18 protein-coding genes are annotated in these 18,161 nt (G+C 65.7%); 4 read left to right on the forward strand and 14 right to left on the reverse strand.

What is annotated here, in order from left to right; genetic code table 11:
- Window positions 1-25: 25 nt before the first annotated feature.
- Window positions 26-571 carry a CDP-2,3-bis-(O-geranylgeranyl)-sn-glycerol synthase gene (locus NDI85_RS12730; RefSeq protein ID WP_310915979.1) on the reverse strand — a complete coding sequence of 182 codons (546 nt, stop codon included), beginning with the start codon at window positions 569-571 and terminating at the stop codon, window positions 26-28.
- A 192-nt stretch (window positions 572-763) separates the two neighbouring features.
- On the opposite strand from NDI85_RS12730, the gene NDI85_RS12735 reads away from it, so the two are divergent.
- Together NDI85_RS12735 and NDI85_RS12740 are read left to right on the forward strand one after the other, a co-directional pair.
- On the forward strand, window positions 764-1,600 hold the full coding sequence (locus NDI85_RS12735; RefSeq protein WP_310915980.1) for a proline dehydrogenase family protein: 837 nt from the start codon (window positions 764-766) through the stop codon (window positions 1,598-1,600).
- Between the two features lie 60 nt (window positions 1,601-1,660).
- The gene (locus tag NDI85_RS12740) at window positions 1,661-2,317 is read left to right on the forward strand and encodes a DUF502 domain-containing protein (protein ID WP_188995897.1); all 657 of its coding nucleotides are present in this window, start codon (window positions 1,661-1,663) and stop codon (window positions 2,315-2,317) included.
- 70 nt (window positions 2,318-2,387) lie between these two features.
- Here NDI85_RS12740 and NDI85_RS12745 read toward each other — a convergent pair whose 3' ends face one another.
- The 7 genes from NDI85_RS12745 to NDI85_RS12775 all read right to left on the reverse strand — a co-directional run bounded on the left by NDI85_RS12745 (window position 2,388) and on the right by NDI85_RS12775 (window position 9,359).
- The gene (locus NDI85_RS12745) at window positions 2,388-3,332 is read right to left on the reverse strand and encodes a branched-chain amino acid transaminase (protein WP_310915981.1); all 945 of its coding nucleotides are present in this window, start codon (window positions 3,330-3,332) and stop codon (window positions 2,388-2,390) included.
- Window positions 3,333-3,519: 187 nt separating this feature from the next.
- Window positions 3,520-4,521, reverse strand: coding sequence for a hypothetical protein (locus tag NDI85_RS12750; RefSeq protein ID WP_310915982.1), 1,002 nt, complete (start codon window positions 4,519-4,521; stop codon window positions 3,520-3,522).
- Between the two features lie 122 nt (window positions 4,522-4,643).
- On the reverse strand, window positions 4,644-5,315 hold the full coding sequence (gene ribB, locus NDI85_RS12755) for a 3,4-dihydroxy-2-butanone-4-phosphate synthase (protein WP_188995891.1): 672 nt from the start codon (window positions 5,313-5,315) through the stop codon (window positions 4,644-4,646).
- Window positions 5,302-6,000 carry a DUF120 domain-containing protein gene (locus NDI85_RS12760; RefSeq protein WP_188995889.1) on the reverse strand — a complete coding sequence of 233 codons (699 nt, stop codon included), beginning with the start codon at window positions 5,998-6,000 and terminating at the stop codon, window positions 5,302-5,304. Before NDI85_RS12760 ends, ribB begins: the two co-directional genes overlap by 14 nt.
- 693 nt (window positions 6,001-6,693) lie before the next feature.
- Complete coding sequence (locus NDI85_RS12765) at window positions 6,694-7,008, reverse strand: hypothetical protein (protein WP_188995887.1); 315 nt, start codon at window positions 7,006-7,008, stop codon at window positions 6,694-6,696.
- Window positions 7,009-7,256: 248 nt separating this feature from the next.
- The gene (twy1, locus tag NDI85_RS12770; protein ID WP_188995886.1) at window positions 7,257-8,237 is read right to left on the reverse strand and encodes a 4-demethylwyosine synthase TYW1; all 981 of its coding nucleotides are present in this window, start codon (window positions 8,235-8,237) and stop codon (window positions 7,257-7,259) included.
- A 78-nt stretch (window positions 8,238-8,315) separates the two neighbouring features.
- Window positions 8,316-9,359 (reverse strand): zinc-binding dehydrogenase, encoded by a 1,044-nt coding sequence (locus tag NDI85_RS12775; RefSeq protein ID WP_310916061.1) that lies wholly within the window; start codon window positions 9,357-9,359, stop codon window positions 8,316-8,318.
- A 364-nt stretch (window positions 9,360-9,723) separates the two neighbouring features.
- On the opposite strand from NDI85_RS12775, the gene NDI85_RS12780 reads away from it, so the two are divergent.
- On the forward strand, window positions 9,724-10,464 hold the full coding sequence (locus NDI85_RS12780) for an SDR family oxidoreductase (RefSeq protein WP_188996874.1): 741 nt from the start codon (window positions 9,724-9,726) through the stop codon (window positions 10,462-10,464).
- Window positions 10,465-10,492: 28 nt separating this feature from the next.
- On the opposite strand, the gene NDI85_RS12785 is transcribed toward NDI85_RS12780, so the two are convergent.
- The 4 genes from NDI85_RS12785 to NDI85_RS12800 form a co-directional block, all read right to left on the reverse strand.
- Window positions 10,493-11,470 carry a Gfo/Idh/MocA family oxidoreductase gene (locus tag NDI85_RS12785; RefSeq protein ID WP_310915985.1) on the reverse strand — a complete coding sequence of 326 codons (978 nt, stop codon included), beginning with the start codon at window positions 11,468-11,470 and terminating at the stop codon, window positions 10,493-10,495.
- 367 nt (window positions 11,471-11,837) lie between these two features.
- A complete protein-coding gene (locus tag NDI85_RS12790) occupies window positions 11,838-12,602 on the reverse strand; it encodes an IclR family transcriptional regulator (protein WP_310915986.1) in 765 nt (254 codons plus the stop codon).
- 81 nt (window positions 12,603-12,683) lie between these two features.
- Window positions 12,684-13,754, reverse strand: coding sequence for a D-xylose 1-dehydrogenase Gfo6 (gene gfo6, locus NDI85_RS12795; RefSeq protein ID WP_310915987.1), 1,071 nt, complete (start codon window positions 13,752-13,754; stop codon window positions 12,684-12,686).
- A 78-nt stretch (window positions 13,755-13,832) separates the two neighbouring features.
- Window positions 13,833-14,876 (reverse strand): zinc-binding dehydrogenase, encoded by a 1,044-nt coding sequence (locus tag NDI85_RS12800; RefSeq protein WP_188995878.1) that lies wholly within the window; start codon window positions 14,874-14,876, stop codon window positions 13,833-13,835.
- A 170-nt stretch (window positions 14,877-15,046) separates the two neighbouring features.
- Between NDI85_RS12800 and NDI85_RS12805 the strand changes: the two genes are divergently transcribed.
- Window positions 15,047-15,820, forward strand: coding sequence for an SDR family oxidoreductase (locus tag NDI85_RS12805; protein ID WP_310915988.1), 774 nt, complete (start codon window positions 15,047-15,049; stop codon window positions 15,818-15,820).
- 40 nt (window positions 15,821-15,860) lie between these two features.
- Here the strand turns inward: NDI85_RS12805 and NDI85_RS12810 are convergent, their stop codons facing one another.
- Together NDI85_RS12810 and NDI85_RS12815 are read right to left on the reverse strand one after the other, a co-directional pair.
- Window positions 15,861-17,012, reverse strand: a complete 1,152-nt coding sequence (locus NDI85_RS12810; protein ID WP_188995874.1) for an ABC transporter ATP-binding protein — start codon at window positions 17,010-17,012, stop codon at window positions 15,861-15,863.
- Complete coding sequence (locus NDI85_RS12815) at window positions 17,012-18,160, reverse strand: ABC transporter ATP-binding protein (RefSeq protein WP_310915989.1); 1,149 nt, start codon at window positions 18,158-18,160, stop codon at window positions 17,012-17,014. Before NDI85_RS12815 ends, NDI85_RS12810 begins: the two co-directional genes overlap by 1 nt.
- Between the last annotated feature and the right edge of the window lies 1 nt (window position 18,161).

The following is an 18,161-nucleotide window of genomic DNA, read 5'->3' on the forward strand; positions in this document are numbered from 1 at the left end:
AAGCACATCACATCCGCTCGCCGGCCTACCACGGCTCGTTCTTCAGGCCGAGCAGGTACGCGATGCCGTTGGTCACGACGTGCAACAGCGGCGTGACGAGGAGGATGGCCACGACCACCGGAAGCGTGAACGTCCGGGCGAACCACGACGGCGCGAGGACGAACGCGCAGAGGAGGGCACCGACGACGAAGTCCAGTTGGTCGAGGCCGGGGAACGCCGCCCCGCGCTCGCGACCGCTCCGCCGTTTGACGAACGACGCGCCGATGTCGCCGAGCATCGCCCCGAAGGCCAGTCCGAGGCCGGCCAGAAGGGGGAATCGCGGGAGCGAGTAGCCGACGACGTCGCTCACGGTCGGCGTCACGGCCGAGAGCGCGAGTGCCAGCGCCGTCCCGGCGAGCGTCCCTGCCAGCGTCCCGCGCCACGTCTTCCCGTCGCCGAGCACTCGACGCCCACCCATCGTCCGACCGCCGTCTATCGGTCGGCCGCCACCGGCCAGTACCGCCGCGTTGTTGGGCACGTAGGCGGGCAACATCGCCCACAGCGCCGTCGCGACGACCCCGAGTATGTCCATATGCTGGCCTATCGGCCCGGTGTCTTAATCGGTGTGGCTCGGCGCGAACGCGTCCTGTAGGGGGTACTGGTCGTGTTTGGTCGGGAAGTGTGTGGTGTCGACAAACTCTCGAACAGCCAGAAACCCCGACTGCTGAACACCGCGCAGGTACCGACGACAACCTTCTTGCCACCGGAGCGGCAAATATTACCTATGTTGCCGCCAGTCGCGAGTCGATTCGTCGCCGGGGAGTCGGCCGCCACGGTCCTCGAACACGCTCGCAAGATGAACGAGTCCGACGTCGGCGTCATCTGCAACCGACTGGGCGAACACTACCACGAGCGAGCGCCCGCCGACGCCGACGCCGCGGCCTACGAGCGACTCGTCGCCGACATCGGTGGCTCGGACCTCCGAGCGTGTGTCTCGGTGAAACCCTCACAACTGGGGCTGTTCGTCGGCGAAGACGTGTTCCGGGAGAACCTCGCTCGGGTGGTCGACGCGGCGGCCGACCACGGCGTGTTCGTCTGGATAGACATGGAGGATCACACGACGACGGACGCCACGCTGGACGCCTTCGAACACCACACCAGAGAGCGGGGCGGCGGCGTCGGCGTCTGTCTGCAGGCGAACCTCCGCCGGACGGCCGAGGACCTCGAACGATTGGCCGACTGTCCCGGGAAGGTGCGGTTGGTCAAGGGCGCCTACGACCCGCCGAAAGACGTCGCGTTCAGGGAGAAGTCTCGGGTGAACGAGGCCTACCGGACCGACGTAGAGTTCATGTTTCGGGAGTTCGACGACGGCATCGCCATCGGGAGCCACGACCCGGCGATGCTGACGCTGGCGGCCGACCTCCACAGCAAGCACGGCACGCCCTACGAGGTGCAGATGCTGATGGGCGTCCGCGAGGACGCCCAGCGGGAACTGGCCGGCGCCTGCGACGTCTGGCAGTACGCGCCCTACGGCGAGAAGTGGCCCGCCTACTTCTGGCGCCGCGTCCGCGAACGGAAGGAGAACGCCCTGTTCGCGCTTCGGGCCATCGCGAGCGGATAGTTTCGAGGGAGCAGCACCAGAAAGGGAAGGGCTGATAATCCGTCGCCGTCTGGAACAGATATGGCCTCCTCCTCGTCGTGGAAGCGGGATTTCGCGAGTGGCCTCATCATCCTGTTGCCGTTCATCGTCACGCTCTACGTCATCGTCTACCTCTATGGCATCCTCGCCTCGGCCGCGTTCTTCATCCCCGCCATCGACTCGCAACTCCTGCAGGATTTCGGCCTCCCGGCGGAGATGGCCACGGTTCGGGCCGTCGAGTTCGCCCGGGTGTTCGTCGCCCTCGTGCTGTTCGTCCTCCTCGTCTTCTCGGTCGGCTACCTGATGCGGACGGCCTTCGGCGACTTCGTCGAGGGGGCCCTCGACGACGCCATGAATCAGGTGCCGGGGCTCCGGGTGGTGTACAACGCCTCGAAGATGGCCGTCGAGACGGCGGTGTCCGGCACCGAAGAACTCCAGACCCCGGTGAAAATCGAGGCCTGGGACGGGATGCGGATGACGGCGTTCAAGACCGGCCAGACGACCGACGACGGCCGGGACGTCCTCTTCTTGCCGACGGCGCCGAACATCACCAGCGGCTACGTCGTCGAAGTCGACCCCGAGGACTACGAAGAGACCGACGAACGCGTCGAGGAAGCGCTCACGCGGATCCTGAGTGCGGGGTTTGGCGACACCCACGAAGGCGAGAGTCCGATTCCGATGGCCGGCGAAGACGACTGAGTATAGTAGCCATTGAAAATCGATGCACACCCGACCGCACGACGGCGGTGCGGTCGGTGTGTGAATCGTTTCAATCGTTACTATAGACGTAGCGGAACCACTCCTCTCGCTCGCCCGACTCGACGAGGTCGAAGAACGCGGTCTGAAGCTCGTCGGTGACCGGGCCCTTGGTGCCCGTGCCGATTTCGTTGTCGTCGACGCTCCGGATGGGCGTCACCTCGGCGGCGGTGCCGGTAAAGAACAGTTCGTCGGCGGTGTACAGTTCGCCCCGCGAGATGGTGGCGTCGTCGTGGACGGTGTAGCCGCGCTCCTCGGCGAGTTCGATGGCGGTCCGGCGGGTGATACCGTCGAGGATGGACTCGGCCAGCCCGGTCGTGTATATCTCGCCGTCGCGGACGAGGAAGATGTTCTCGCCCGGCCCCTCGGCGACGTTGCCCTCCTTGTTGAGGACGATGGCCTCGGTGTAGCCGTTCTCTTTCGCCTCTAGGGAGGCGAGGACGCTGTTGACGTAGGTGCCGGTGGTCTTCGCGTTGGTGGGAATCTGGCTGGACGCGTACTTGCGCCACGAGGAGACGGCGACGTCGACGCCGTCTTCCAGCGCTTCCTCGCCCAGATACGCGCCCCACGGCCAGACGGCCAGTCCGACCTGCACCGGCGACTTGCCGGGGTTCAGGCCGAGCGGTCCGTAGCCGTAGAAGGCGATGGGGCGGATGTAACAGGACTCGAACCCCTCGCGTCGGATGAGTTCCTCAGTCGCCTCGGTGAGTTCCTGCTTCTCGAAGGGAATCTCGATGTCGTAGACCTCAGCAGAGTTGTAGAAGCGGTCTAAGTGTTCCTCCCAGCGGAAGATGGCCGGGCCTTCCCCGGTCTCGTAGCACCGGACGCCCTCGAAGACGCCCGTGCCGTAGTGGAGGGCGTGGGTGAGCAGGTGGACGTTCGCGTCCTCGAAGTCGACGAACTCGCCGTCCATCCACACCTCGTCGACGGCCTCGAACATCTCGGGACGGTCGCTCATGCGATCGCCCCCCGGGTCCCGCGATGACTCGCCTCTGTACCGGCAGGTGCCTCGTCGTGTGTCATATCTACCCCATTGAAGTCCTCGGTTAAGAGTGTTGACGGTCTGTGTCGCCGGTTCACATCCGGGGCCCCAAGACCGCGAAAGCGGCCGCGACGGTCGGGCAGGGGACCGGTATGCCGGAGCCTTACTCGGACTCCGCCGTCGACTCGTTCTCCGGCGTGGGCGTTTCCGTCTCGTCGTCGAATATCCCGACCGGCGTCTCGGTCGGTTCCGCTTGGTCCTCCCCGTCGGGCGTCTCTGTCGGCGGCACCGCCACTGTCTCCGTCGGCGTCGGCGTCTCCGTCGGCGTATCGAACAGCCCGTCCTCCGTCTCGGTCTCCGTCGGCGTCCCGGCGACGACCGACGCGCAGTCCCCGCTGGCAATCGTCAGCGATTGCGTCTGGTTCAGCGTGGTTCGGTTCATCACGCTCGTCCCGTCGACCGTCTCGTTCGAGACGGTTTCCCAGCGCGTGACGGTGCCGTTGTAGTACTGACCCGACAACGCCGCGTCCTCGTTGAACGCCGGGCGCACCGTAATCGTCTCGGTGGCGCTCAGACCGCTGAAGACGCCGCCGTCCGTCGCCGCGTCGCCCCACGTCCAGTCGACGCGGGTCGCACCCGGTTGGACGGTCCAGACGTCGTAGTTGTCAGACGCGTTGTAGTCGTCGTCTCTGACCGTCCACGAACCGTTCTCCGGGAGGCCGGTGATGTCGAACGAGGCCGACCCGCCGGTGGAGTTCGCGTTGCCCTCCTCGCCGTGGACGAACACCAGACTCAGCGTGTCGTCGCTCCTGTCTGCAGTACCGTTCGTGTCCCGGTAGAGGAAGACGACGCTCGTGTTCGCCTGCTGGAACGCCCCCATCCCCTCGGACCCGTACGCGTCGCCGGTCGTGTTGATGTAGGGGTTGGCGGGATACGGGATGCGGTAGTCGTAGAACGTTCGGGCAGACTCGTTGCCGGCGAAGGCGTTCATCGGCGTACACTGCTCGCCCTGCACGGCGACGAAGTCCGCGTTCGCGGTCTGGTTATCGTCCGTCTGATTCACCGCGGTCTGTGCGGCCACGACGCCCGATATCGGGACCAGGACGACGGCGAGAACCACGCCCAGCGTGGCGACCTGTCTGTGCGGAGTGGAGTCCGATGTCATACCGACCAACCCCACGACAGACGGCATTTGTTATAGCGGTCGTAGCGACCCGTAAGGTCGGCTCAGAGAGCGCGGCCACGGTGAAAGCCGGGCTTATCGGAACCGGCGAAAAGCCGGCGTACTCAGGTCAGGTCTGCGAGTAAGCTCGCGCCCTCGACGTACACGAGTCCCTCGCGGTCGGCGTAGGCGCGGGCGGCCGTCGGCGGGAGCGCCGCCCCCGTCTCGTCGTCGAGCATCTCACAGACGACCACGGCCGGTGGCTGGTCGGCGGCGTCGGCCAGCGCGATACCCAGTTCCGTATGTCCCTCGCGGTCGGAAAGCAGGTTCGGGGCGGCCCGGAGCAGGTGGACGTGGCCCGGCGACCGGAACTCGTCGGCGAACCCGTCGGCGTCGGGGGCCGCCGCCGCGTCGGCCAGTTCGCGGATGGTCAGCGAGCGGTCCTCGTCGGTGATGCCGGTGAACGTGTCGCGGTGGTTCACCGTGATGGAGAACGACGAGCGCTCGTCGTAGCCGAGTTCGTGGTCGGCGGCGGTCGGATGGTCGAGTACCTCCTGCATGAACGGCAGTCCAAGCGCGTCGGCCACGGTGTCCGAGAGCGCCACGCAGACGAGACCGCCGGCGTCGTTCCGCAGGCGTGCGACGGCCGCCGGGTCGACAACGCCGGCTGGGTAGACGATGTCCGTCTCGCCTTCCCGGTCGGCGGCGTCGTGGACGAGGACCGGGTCGCCGCGGGCGAAGGCCGCGACGGCGTCGGCGGCGCTGTCGGCGTCCACGGCGCTCTCACTCCGTGACATGGACAGTCACCTCGTCGCCGTCGGCCAGTTCCAGCACGTCACGGAGCTTCTCGGGGGCGATTACCTCCAGTTGCTCCTCGCCGTGGTGGGTCCGTTCGGGGGCGATGATGTGAGCGGGGGCGTACTCGCCGTCGCCGCTGACGACGGAGGCCGGATAACAGTACGCCGGACCGTAGGTGCGCTCGTCGTCCTCCCAGCCCTCGATGGTGACGGGTTCGAGCGCGCCGAGTCGGGCCCGCTTGCGGACGCTCTCCTCGGTGAGTTCGAGGTTCAGCGTCCCCGCGAACGGTTCGTAGTCGAGTCGCTCGATGAACTGCTCCATGTACCCCGGCAGGGTGATGTAGTGTCGCCCCTCGCCCATCCCCGAGGTGACGATGCCGTTCAGGTCGACGCTGGCGTCCGCCTCGAAGATGCGCCGGTAGTCGGCGTACTCGGACTGGAGTCGATGTTCGCCGTCGGCGGTAATCTGGACCTCCTGTCCGTCGCTGACGATGTCCCGGTCGAGCAGGCCGGCGTCGTCGAGGCGTTGGAGGCGTCGCGACGCCGTCTGGTTGGACGCGTCGAGTCGCCCCGCGAGGTCCGCACAGGAGACTTTCGTCCGCTCGTCGAGGGCGCCGTCGAGCGCGAGCAGTTTGAGGGTCGCGAGCTCGTCCCGCCCGACGGCCCGTCCCGATGATTCAGCCATACACCGGATTACGGAGTCGTCCCGGATAAGCATACCGAAGGTGGAATGCATTCCAATATTGGAACGCGAAGGAACGAGTGAACGGTTGTCGCGTGGGCCGACAGCGTGTGATTCGTGGTTCGGGGGTGTCAACCTTCCGCCGCATATCTTCGCCCCTTTTTCAGGCCCGACTCGCACCGTCGAGGCGCGCCCAGTGCCATCGTGTAGCGCCAGTGTCCGAAGTTTGCGATAATAACCCCCATACGTCCCGAAATATCGGGTTTCTAAGACCCCACTCCCGGCATATACATCCATATTTCGCAGTTATAGCTACTGATTCTCCCCATTCACCAACAACAATATATCTCCTATCCACATATGTCGAGATTGTCCCATCTAGTTCGTTGACTCGCGCCAATCCGGCAGCAGTCTCGGCACTATCGCCGACAGCATCGCTACTTTTCTTTGTGTCTGCTCCATCGCGTCCGCCAGCACGGGCGCGAGGGCTGCAAACAGCGCCCAGACGTAGAGCGGAACCGGCGCCGTCCCGAGGACGCCGGGTCGCCGGGTGGGAGAGGACAGCGACTGGAAGCCACCGCGACAGCACCGGCTACCGCACCGATACGCGCGACCTACGGTAACATACGTACGTTCGTTAGCACCGGATAAGCGGACGCTACTCGGGCCGCTCGGACGGGCGGGGCAGGCGACGCCTCACTCGTACTCCAGTCGTTCGAGGACGTACCGGTAGGTCCGTCGGTCCGTCTTGACGACGAGTCGGTACCCCTCGGCCGTTCGTTCGAGCCTGTCGAAGTGGTGACCGAGGTTCCCCGGGTTCAGCGACGCCGACGACCCTTCGAGGCCGAAGAAGAGGATCGCCCGCTGATGTCGCACGTCGTCGGCCTGTTCTGCCTCGACTGCGAGCAGTTCCCCGTCGTTCCGGACGTCGGCGCCGCCGGTGAGCGTCCACGTGTGATCGAGGTAGCGCACCTGCTTGTCGCCGAGTTCCGCCAGTTCTGCGTCGGCCATGCCCGTTCGTTCGCCGGCCTGTCACATCGTTGTTTCGGCGGCGAGCGTGGACGGGCCGACGCGCCGCATCACCCGAACAGTCTTCCCAGAGACCGAGCGCGATATCCGGTCCGAATCCCAGCGTCTCCCCACAGTTCGAGAGAGGTTGCGGTTCGATATCTGGGTATGAATCAGTATATGGAGAACGCACGCAGAGATTCGCGAGATCGGCCGGTAGACGTAGGCAGTTCAGGTTCGGTCACTCGTATCTAGTACTCGACGTGCGAGTCTCGCTCCCAGAACTCGCTCGACTTCTCCAGTTTCGGTACCCACGTCTGTTCGTCCTCGGCGAGCATCGCCACGCGGGACTCCTCGACTTCCTTCAGCACGTCGTGGTCGGGGAGGAACGCTTGCATCTCCTCGGTGAACGCGCGGACGTCTTCGTGGCTGGGCATCGAGTCGCGGTCGAGTCGCCCCCGGGAGTGACCGACGTGCATGTACGCCTTCATCTCCACGAAGTCGACGTCCGCCCGGTCGCACATCGCCGCGTACCACTCGGGGTGATGCATGTTGTGACCCTTTACGAGCGTCGTCCTGACGACCGTCCGGGTGTCGTCCTTCCCGGCGAGGACGTCCAGCGTGTCGACGAGCGAGTCCCACGCGTCGTCCTCGACGGCCTTCACCGTCGCGTCGAACGTCTGCCGGTCCGCGGCGTCGACGGAGACGTACAGTTGGGTCGGGTCACACTCGGCGAGCATCTCCGGGTTGGTGCCGTTCGAGACGAGGAACGTCGTGATGTCGCGGTCGTGAAACTCCTCGATGAGTTCGGGCAGGTAGGGGTACAGCGTCGGTTCGCCGTCGAGCGAGATGGCGACGTGGCGCGGTTCCATCGCCTGTTCGAAGACGTCTCGTGGGACGTTCTCGTTGCCGCCGAAGCCGGAGAGGAGCCGTTTCTGGAGTTCGACGGAGGCGTCGGCGACGGCCGCCGGGTCGTCCCATTCGACGTCGCCCAGTTCGTAGGCGTGGCCGGCGTGGTCTCGCCAGCAGAAGACACAGCGCTCGTTGCACTTGACCACGGGCGTCATCTGGATACAGCGGTGGGACTCGATACCGTAGAAGATGTACTTATAGCACTTCCCGTCGCCCTGAATGGCGTTCTTCGTCCACCCGCAGGTTTGGGCGGCCGTGTGATTCTCGCTGTGGTAGGCCGGGTCGGAGACCTGTTTCGGCCCGTCGTCGGACTCGCTCATTGCCCGCTAGGCTATCGCGGACACGCAAAAGCCGTGTGGTCACTCCGGACGCGACGGCCCTCGAACGCGAGCGGTCGCTCAGCCGTCGTACTCGGCGTCGGGGACGACGACGACTTTCCCGAAGCCCTCTCGTTCCTCTAGTAACTCGTGGCCTCGCGCTATCTCGCTCATCGGGAGCACCGCGCGAATACGCGGTTCGAAGGTGCCGTCCCACACCAGCGGCAGCACTTGGTCTATCTCGCCCGGGTTCCCCATCGTCGACCCCATGACGTCCAGTTGCTTCCAGAAGATGCGAGAGATGTTCGTCTCCGGCGTCGGGCCGGCGGTCGCCCCACAGGTGACGATGCGCCCGCCTTTGACCGCCGCGTCCATGTTGTCCGTCCAGTTGTCGCCGCCGACGTGGTCGATTATCACGTCCACGCCCCGGCCGTCGGTCCGGTCGTGGACGGCGTCGACGAAGTCCGCCGCCTCGTAGTTGATGGCGTAGTCGGCGCCGATGTCGCGGGCGTACGCCAGTTTCTCCTCGCTGGAGGCCGTCGCGTACACCGTCGCGCCGGCGTGGGCGGCGATCTGGACCGCGGCGTGGCCGACGCCGCCGGAGGCCCCCTGCACGAGGACGTGGTCGCTCTGGGACACTTCCGCGCGGGTTTCGAGCATGCGCCACGCCGTCTGGAAGACGAGGGGTGTCGCGGCCGCCGTCTCCCAGTCGACGCCCTCCGGGAGGGACACGAGGTTCGCCTCGGCGACGGCGGTCAGTTCGGAGTGGACCCCGCGCGTGTGCTCGCCGATTATCTTGAACTCGTCACAGCGGGTCTCGTCACCTCGTCGACAGAACTCGCACTCGCCACAATACACCGAGGGGTACACCGCGACGCGGTCGCCCGCCTCGAACCGCGTGACTCGGTCGCCGACCTCACGAACGACGCCCGCGGCGTCGCTCCCGGGGATGTGTGGGAACGACGGCGGCGTCGGCAAACCCCGGCGAGTCCAGACGTCGAGGTGATTCAGGCCGGCGGCCTTCACCTCGACGAGCACCTCGTCGCTCCCGATCCCCGGGGCTGGCTGTTCGCCGTACTGCAAGACGTCGGTCGAACCGGTCTCCTCGTAGAAGATGGCGTTCATGCGTCTGTTAATGTCTACCACACTACTTAATTCACCCGTCTCCAGTTCGGTCTGTCACAGCCGCGGCACAGATTGGGAATTCGATCACAGATGGCGATATGTGAATCCTGATCTCGGGCGTGTCGTCCCATCCACCGCGTATCTGTCGCCATATTTCGGCCCAGATAGCATAGATGCAGATATATGGACGCGTATTTCGATATCTACTATCGTGTTGGCGCTTTTAGTCCGAGATTGCCCAGGCTATCTCGCATATTCTTCCCCTCTGGACAGCGTCGGGGTATCGACGAGCAATGCCGCGGCCGGGGAAACACATTTGTCGGACGGCATCCTCGTCGGGAGCATGGCGGAACGAGCCACCCGTATGGAGGAGCCACTGGCGGGCCAGACAGCCGTAATCACCGGTGCGAGTTCCGGTATCGGGGCCGCGACGGCGCGCGTCCTCGCCGAGGACGGCGCGGACCTGACTATCGCCGCGCGGCGCGAGGAGCGACTGGCGTCGCTGGCCGAGGAGATACGCGAGGCGACGGACGCAGACGTCGCCGTCGTCCCGACGGACGTCACCGACGCAGCGGCCGTCTCGGCGCTCGTGGAAGCCACCGTCGACCGCTTTGGCGGTCTCGACATCGCGGTGTGTAACGCCGGCCTCGCCATCGACGAACCCGTCAGCGAACTCACCGACGAGGAGTACCGGACGATGACCGGCGTCAACGTCGACGGGATGTTCTACACCGCCCGCGAGTCGATTCCGCACCTCGTCGACTCGGAGGGCCACCTCGTCTTCCTCGGGAGCATGTCCGGGAACCACCCACGACCGGCCAATCCGGTGTACGCCGCGACGAAGTGGTGGACGAAGGGCTTCGCTATCAGCCTGCAGGCCAGCATCGGCGAGGAGGGCGTCGCCGTCTCGTGTATCAATCCGACGGAGGTACGCACGGAGTTCGGGTCCGAGAGCGGTACCCCCTCCGAGGAGGCGTTCGAACCCGGGAGCGTGACCGAACCGATCGAAGTCGCCGACGCCATCGCCTACGCCGTCCGCCAACAGCCACCGAACTCGGTGACGTCGCTGGACCTGTATCGACGGGACAAGCTCTCGCACTTCTGAATCGGTGGTCGACGGGCGCTCGGATACGTCAGTCCAGCGCCACCGGGCCGCCCTCGCTCGCGCTCTCGTAGATAGCGTCGATGACTTCCATGATGGCGACGCTCTCGGTGCGGTCGACCCGCGGCGTCTCGCCGCGTTCGACGCAGTCGGCGAAGTGCTCGACCTCCAGCGTGTAGTGGTCCGTCGGGTCGAAGCGTTCGGTGACCTGCCGGTCGTCGACGCCGTAGGTCAGTTCGACGGCGGTATCGGGGCTGATGTCGAAGGTCGGTTCGGCCGTGAGCCACCCGTCCGTGGTCTCGACGCGGTAGTACTGCGTGAGCGGCGTCTCGAACCCGGACTGGACGCGGGCCGTCGCGCCGTCGGCGTACTCCAGAATGCCCGCCATCTCGGTGTCGACACCGCAGTCACGGCGGTCGTTGGTCACGCCGTACACGCGGTCGGGGTCGCCGAGGAACAACCGTGCAGCGCTGACGGCGTAGCAGCCGACGTCCATGATGCTCCCGCCGTCCAGCGCCGGATCCAGTCGGATGTCCTCGGCCCCGTCGGGCATCCGGAAGGTGAACGTCGACGTGACGTTGCGGACCTCGCCCAGTTCCGAGGAGACGACCTCGACCGCTCGCTCCGTCACCGGGTGAAAGCGGTACATGAACCCCTCCATCAGGGTGACGCCACGCTCTTTGCAGTAGTCGAACACCGCCGCCGTCTCCGCGGCGCTCGCGGTGAGTGGTTTCTCACAGAGGACGTGCAAGCCGGCGTCGGCGGCCCGCCGAATCCACTCGGCGTGGAGGCCGTTCGGCAGCGGGACGTACACCGCGTCGAGGTCCTCGTCGTCGAGCAACGCCTCGTATCCCTCGTAGGCCGCCGGGATATCGAACCGGTCTGCGACCGTCTGTGCCCGAGCGCCGTCCCGCGAGGCGATAGCGCCGACCTCGTGGTCGCTCTTGTCGATGCCGGGAATCACGGAACCGGTCCCGATGTCGGCCGTGCTGAGGATGCCAAATCGCATACTCGAAGAGCGAGCGACGAGAGAATAAAACTGGTGGTCTGTCGAACCGACCCGGCATCGGCAACTGCAAACCACCGTCGGGACGCGGTCGCCGTGGCGGTCGTCTACCGCCGCACGTTCCGGGACGAGTGTTCAGCTACGGTGAACGAATCTCCTAACCGATGTACGTCTGTTATCCCGGACGACTGACTGGTTCTCGTCGCTCCGGCGGACGTTTGTCCGTCGAGACAGCGTATTCCGTCCGTATTGGAAGTTTCGTATCGGCACGAGACACACGAACGCCCGACCGCGATCCGTTCGGTCATAGTGAACGGCCACGGCACGATCTCGGCGCTCGCTTCGGTCTCTCGGGACCGACGCGCCGCGGTTACGAATACGTGAAGTTGAGTTCGATGACGTTCGCGACTTCGAGGACTCGCTGTGGGAGTTCCTCCCTGAACCGCTCGCCGCGGAACCGGTTTGTCGGGCCGGCGACGCTGATGGCGCCGATGATGTCGTCGCTGTTGTCGAGCACCGGTGCGGCGACACAGCGGAGACCGTTGAGACGCTCTTCGTCGTCGAACGCGACGCCGCGCTCCCGGACGGCTTCGAGCGTCTCGTCCAGTTCCGCGCGGGTGCTGATGGACTGCTCGGTGTTCTCCGCCAGTCCGTGTCGGTCGACGATTTCGTCGACGCGCTCCCCCGGGAGATACGCGAGAATCGCCTTCCCCAGCGCGGTCGTATGAAGCGGTACGCGCGTCCCGACGTGTGCTTTCACGCGGACCGCCTGCTCGCCGTAGGCCCGATAGAGGTACGAGCCACGGCCGTGTTCCTCGACGAGGACGTTCGCGAGTTCGCCCGTCTCGTCGGCGAGGCGGTCGACCTCCGGCTTCGCTATCTGAAACAGTTTCCGCTCGTGACGCGAGTACGCGCCCAGCTCCAGAAACCGCAGTCCGACCCGGTACTCGTTGTCGTCCTTGACGATGTACTCCTCCTGTTCGAGCGTGCTCAGATAGTTGTGGACCGTACTCTTCGGCAGGTCCAGGTGACGAGCGAGTTCCGTCACGCGGGCACCCCCGAGCTCTTTCAGTCCGTTCAGGATTTCGAACGTCGTGCCGACTGATTTGACCGGGTTTTGGGCTGTACTCACCATAGTCGTAGCACGAAGTATACGCACAAAACAGTTGCTCGTTTTGTCGAGTCGTCTGGGAGCGGAAATAATGTCCTGCGGTCGTTACAACTCGACGACGTCGCCACTCTCGGCCGCCTGATGGATGGCACGGACGATTCGCATATCCTGCAGTCCGTGCCGGCCGTCGGCGACGACCGGCTCCCCGGTGAGCACGCGGTCCGCGAAGAAGTCGAACTCCTCGCGCATCTCACGCTGGGAGTCGAACGCCTCGTGTGAGACGGTGGCCGTCACGTCGCCGCGGGACAGATGCATCGTACACTCGCCGTGGAACGCCGGGCGGAGGTCTATCTGGCCCTCGGTGCCCGTAATCTTCAGTTGCGTGTCTTCGTGGGCGCGTTGACTGTCGGTGGTGACCATCTTCACGCCGCCCTCCAGCGTGAGCAGTGCCCCGGACCGCTCGTCGGGGACGGCGTCGAACGCCTCGTGGTGGGAACTCATCTGTGACTGGACGGCGACCGGGTCCCGGTCTAAGATGAACCGCGTCGTGTTCAGCGAGTAGATGCCGAGGTCCATCACCGACGTGCCGTACCCCGAGCGGTCCGGGTCGAGTCGCCACTGGTCGTGGTCGGGAATCATCTCCAGCAACGGCTGGCTGTTGTTGCCGTAGACGGACACCGGGTCGCCGACGAACCCGTCCTGTACCAACTCCTTCGCCCGTCTGACGGCGGGGTCGGTCTGCATCCGGTAGGCGATCATCAGCGGCACGTCGGCGCTCTCGGCGGCCTCGACCATCTGCTCGGCCCGTTCGACCGTCGACTCCATGGGCTTCTCACAGAGGACGGCCTTGCCGTGTTCGGCGGCGCTCTCGACGTACTCGAGGTGGTAGGCGTTGGGCGTCCCGACGTAGACGGCGTCGTAGGCGTCGGTCGCGGCGCCGTCGTGGAACTCCTCGTAGCTGATGCCGTGGTCGACGTCGTTTTCGGCCGCCAACCGCTCGGCTTTCTCGGTCGAACTGCTCACGAACGTCGTCACCTCGCCGAGGTCGGAGTGCTGGATGGCGGGCAGGGCGACGTCGATGGTCCACCAGCCGAGGCCGAGAAGCGCGTATCGGACGGTGCCCTCCGTGGTCGTCTGCCAGTCGCGGTCGTCGTAGCTGTCGAGCCAGTCTTTCATCGCGTACTGGTACCGACGACTGTGAGTAAAATCTTCGGATAGCTATCAGCGGACGGACTAATCGCCGTGCGGACGCCGTCACGCGTACAGTTCGGAGACGTCGAACACCGGCTTGCAGGTCTCGCCCGCGACGAACGCCTCGAAGGCCTCCTCGGCGTCGAGAAGCGAAAAGCGGTCGTCGATGAACGTCTCGGCGTCCACGTCGCCGCTGTCGATGAGCCTGAGCGAGCGGTCGAAGTCATCGTACATCGACGCGTAGGAACACTGGAGGTCTATCTCCGACCGCACCAGCGGGGAGTACGGCATCGTCGTCTCGCCGGTCTGGCCGATGAGAACTATCTGCCCGCCCTTTCGCACCTCGTCGACGGCGGCGGGGAGCCCAGAGGGGTGGCCGGTCGTGTCGAACACCACGTCGTAGCCGACGCCGTCGGTGATCGCTTCCCGGCGCGCCTCGACGTCGTCCTCGGCGACGTTGAGAGTCTCGAAGCCGAGGTCCTCGGCCAGCGGGAGGCGGTACGCGGCGTCCTGCCCGACGCCGGAGACGAGTACCTCGCCGCCCTGTGCGTCGGCGATCTGTGCCGTGAGGAGACCGATCGGCCCCGGCCCCTCCACGAGGACGCGGTCGCCCGCCGTCACCCGCGAGTTCTCGATGACGGCGCGGGCGGCGATACTCGTCGGTTCGACCATCGCGGCGTGTTGCTGGTCGACGGCGTCGGGCACGGGATGGAGCGCGTCCTCCGGGACGGCGACGAACTGCTCGTAGGCCCCGTCGTGGTCGACACCCGTGATGACCGCGTTCTGGCAGACGTTCGACTCCCCGATTTCACACTGGTAGCAGTCGCCACAGCCCCGAATCGGCCGCTCGACGACGCGGTCGCCGACCGCGAACTTCGTGACGTTCTCGCCGACTTCGACGATGCGCCCCGAGTACTCGTGGCCGATGACCGTCGGGAGGGCCATCCGCTCGAACGCCGACTCGAACTCGTAGATGCCGGCGTCACTCCCACAGAGGCCGGCGTAATCGACCTCGACGAGCGCCTCGTCAGGGGCCGGTTCTGGCCGCTCTCGGTCGACGAACTCCATGGCACCGTGACTACGGCTGACTTTCGCGAGTCCTCGCATACGTTTCGGCAGTCGACGGAGAGTATTAATTCTATGGTTGTCGGCGAGGCGCCGTTCGGTGGTTCAGATGCGATGCCGCGTACTCGGATTCGTCGCGACGCTATCGCACCCAGACACGTACCCACCCACCCTCCACAAACGTCAAATAGGCACGCACAGACAGACCGAGTATGGGTTCGTACGACCACACGCCAGTGACAGTCGCGGACAAGCGAGCCGTCGTCGTCGGCGGCACGAGCGGTATCGGGCAGGCCATCGCCGAGGGGTTCGCCGCGGAAGGGGCCGACGTCGTTGCCACCAGTCGCCGCGAGAGCGCCGTCGAGGAGACGGCAGACATCATCGAGGAGTACGGCGTCGACACCGCTCGGGTGACGTGTGACGTCACGGAGATGGAGACGCTCGAAGCGGTCCGAGAGACGGCCGTCGAGGAACTGGGCGGCGTCGACGTCGTCGTCGCCTCGCAGGGCGCTATCTCCCGCGAGACGGTCCGGGACATCAGCGACGAGGACTGGGACTTCGTGACCGACGTGGCCCTAGACGGCGTCCGCAGGGTCACACAGGCGATGGTCCCGGCGATGGACGACGGCGGCGCCATCGTCAACATCTCCTCGCTGGCCGCCCGACTCGCCATGGCCGACCTGCCGGCCTACGCGGCGGCGAAGGGCGGCGTGGAGGCGTTCACCCGCGCGTCGGCGAAGGAACTCGCGCCGGAGATTCGCGTCAACGCCATCGCGCCCGGGTTCGTCATCACGCCGCAGAACGCCGAGACGTACGCGGAGGGGACCGAGAAGCGGGCGAAGATCGACGAGCGAGCGCCGCTCGGTCGGGTCGCCGACCGCGAGGAGATGGTCGGCGCGGCCGTCTATCTGGCGAGCGACGCCGCCTCCTACGTCACCGGCGAAGTGCTCACCGTCGACGGCGGATTCGCCGACAGCGCGCTCTGAGGTGTCGACTGCACACGAGGAAAACCGCGTCGACGCGAACTTACAGGCGGAGCGCCTGCGCGTCGAGTTCCAGTTGCCGGGTGTGGAGCGCCTCGCCGGTGGCCGTATCGAAGACGTGTATCGTCTCCTCGGGGAGGTGGACGGTGACGGACTCGTTTTCCTCGATCTCTCGCAGCCCCTCGGTGATGGCGACGAGGTCCTCCGTCCCCGTCGTCTCGCCGGGGAACTCTAAGTGGACGACGTTCTCGTTGCCCATCGGTTCGACGACGGTGGCCGTCATCTCGAACTCGCGTGCGGGGTCACTGCCGTCGCCCGCCGCGAGAATCTCGACGTCCTCCGGCCGCACCCCGAGGATGACGTCCTCGGCGTCCCCGACGGCGTCGGCGATGGTCTCGGTGAAGGGGTACTCGATACGGTCGGTGACGAACGACGACCCCTCGCGTCGGCCCGAGAGGAAGTTCATCGACGGTTCGCCGATGAACTCGGCGACGAAGAGGTTCTCGGGAGCGTGGTACAGTTCCAGCGGCGGGCCGACCTGCTGGAGGCGGCCGTCGTTCATCACGGCGATGCGGTCCGCCATCGTCATCGCTTCGGTCTGGTCGTGCGTGACGTACACCGTCGTGACGCCGAGTTGCTCCTGTAGTTGCTGGAGTTCGGTCCGCATCTCCGCCCGCAGTTTCGCGTCCAGATTCGACAGCGGTTCGTCCATCAGGAACACTTCCGGGTCACGCACGATAGCACGGCCGAGTGCGACGCGCTGTTGCTGGCCGCCCGATAACTGACCGGGCTTGCGATCGAGCAGGTCCGAGATGCCCATCATCGACGCGACTTCGGTGACGCGCTCGTCGATGTCGGTGTCGGCGAGGTCGGTCGACTCCTCCAGCCCGAACGACATGTTCCGCCGGGCGGTGAGGTGGGGGTACAGCGCGTAGGACTGAAACACCATCGCGATGTCCCGGTCCTGCGTACGCACGTCGTTCAACACTGTCTCGCCGAGTCTGATCTCGCCGTCGGTGATGGTCTCCAGTCCGGCGATCATCCGCAGCGTGGTCGACTTCCCACACCCGGAGGGGCCGACCAGTACGAGGAACTCGCCGTCTCGAATCTCGACCGAGACGTCGTCGACGGCGACGATTTCGTCCTCGCCGTCCTCGAACACCTTCGTGACGTGTTCGAGTGCTAAGTGGGCCATTATACGTTCGTCACCTCCGCTTCCGGCCCGATGCGGCGGTTGTGCAAGGCGTCACCGCTCTCCCCATCGAAGACGTGGACGTGACTCGGGTCGATGGTGACGACGACTTCGGACCCCTGCTCGAAGATGTCGGTGCCGCCGGTCAGCGCGTGCAGCAGGTCCGATTCGCTGGTGTCTCCCGGATGATTCAGGTGGACGACGTTCTGGTCGCCGTGCGGTTCGATGACGGAGACGTGCATCACGAACTCGTAGTCGCCGAGGTCGGACTCGTCGACCCCGTCGGCCGTCTCGACGGCGACGTCTTCGGGCCGAACCCCGAGGACGACGTCGTCGGCACCGTCGACAGCGTCCCGGATGGTGGCGTCGAACGGGTACTCGACGTACGTGCCGACGAACCGGTCGCCCTCGTTTCGCCCCTCGACGAAGTTCATCATCGGTTCGCCGATGAACCCCGCGACGAAGCGGTTCTCGGGGGCGTGGTACAGTTCCAGCGGCGGGCCGACCTGCTGGAGGCGGCCGTCGTTCATCACGGCGACGCGGTCGGACATGGTCATCGCTTCGGTCTGGTTGTGTGTGACGTACACCGTCGTCACGTCGAATCGGTGCTGGAGTTGCTGGAGTTCGGTTCGCATCTCCGCCCGCAGTTTCGCGTCCAGATTCGACAGCGGTTCGTCCATCAGGAACACTTCCGGGTCACGGACGATGGCCCGCCCCAGCGCGACGCGCTGTTGTTGCCCGCCGGATAGCTCGTCGGGCTTTCGGTCCAGCAGTTCGCTGATGCCGAGCGTCTCGGCTATCTCCTCGACGCGGGCCTCTCGCTCCGCTTTCGTGTACCCCTCCTCCTCTTCGAGGCCGAAGCGCATGTTCGCCCGGACGGTCATGTGGGGGTACAGCGCGTAGTCCTGAAACACCATCGCGATGTCCCGGTTCTGTGGCACGCGGTAGTTCATGTGGTCACCGGCGATGTAGATGTCGCCGGCCGTCGGCGTCTCTAGCCCCGCGAGACAGCGCAGGGTCGTCGACTTCCCACAGCCCGAGGGGCCGACCAGCACGAGGAACTCGCTGTCGGCGATGTCGAGCGAGAGGTCGTCGACTGCCGTCGTCTCTCCGAACCGTTTCGTCAGGTTCTCGATGTTGATTGCGCCCATC

It is taken from the genome of Haloarcula sp. S1AR25-4, from assembly GCF_031624555.1.
GTDB lineage: Archaea > Halobacteriota > Halobacteria > Halobacteriales > Haloarculaceae > Haloarcula > Haloarcula pellucida.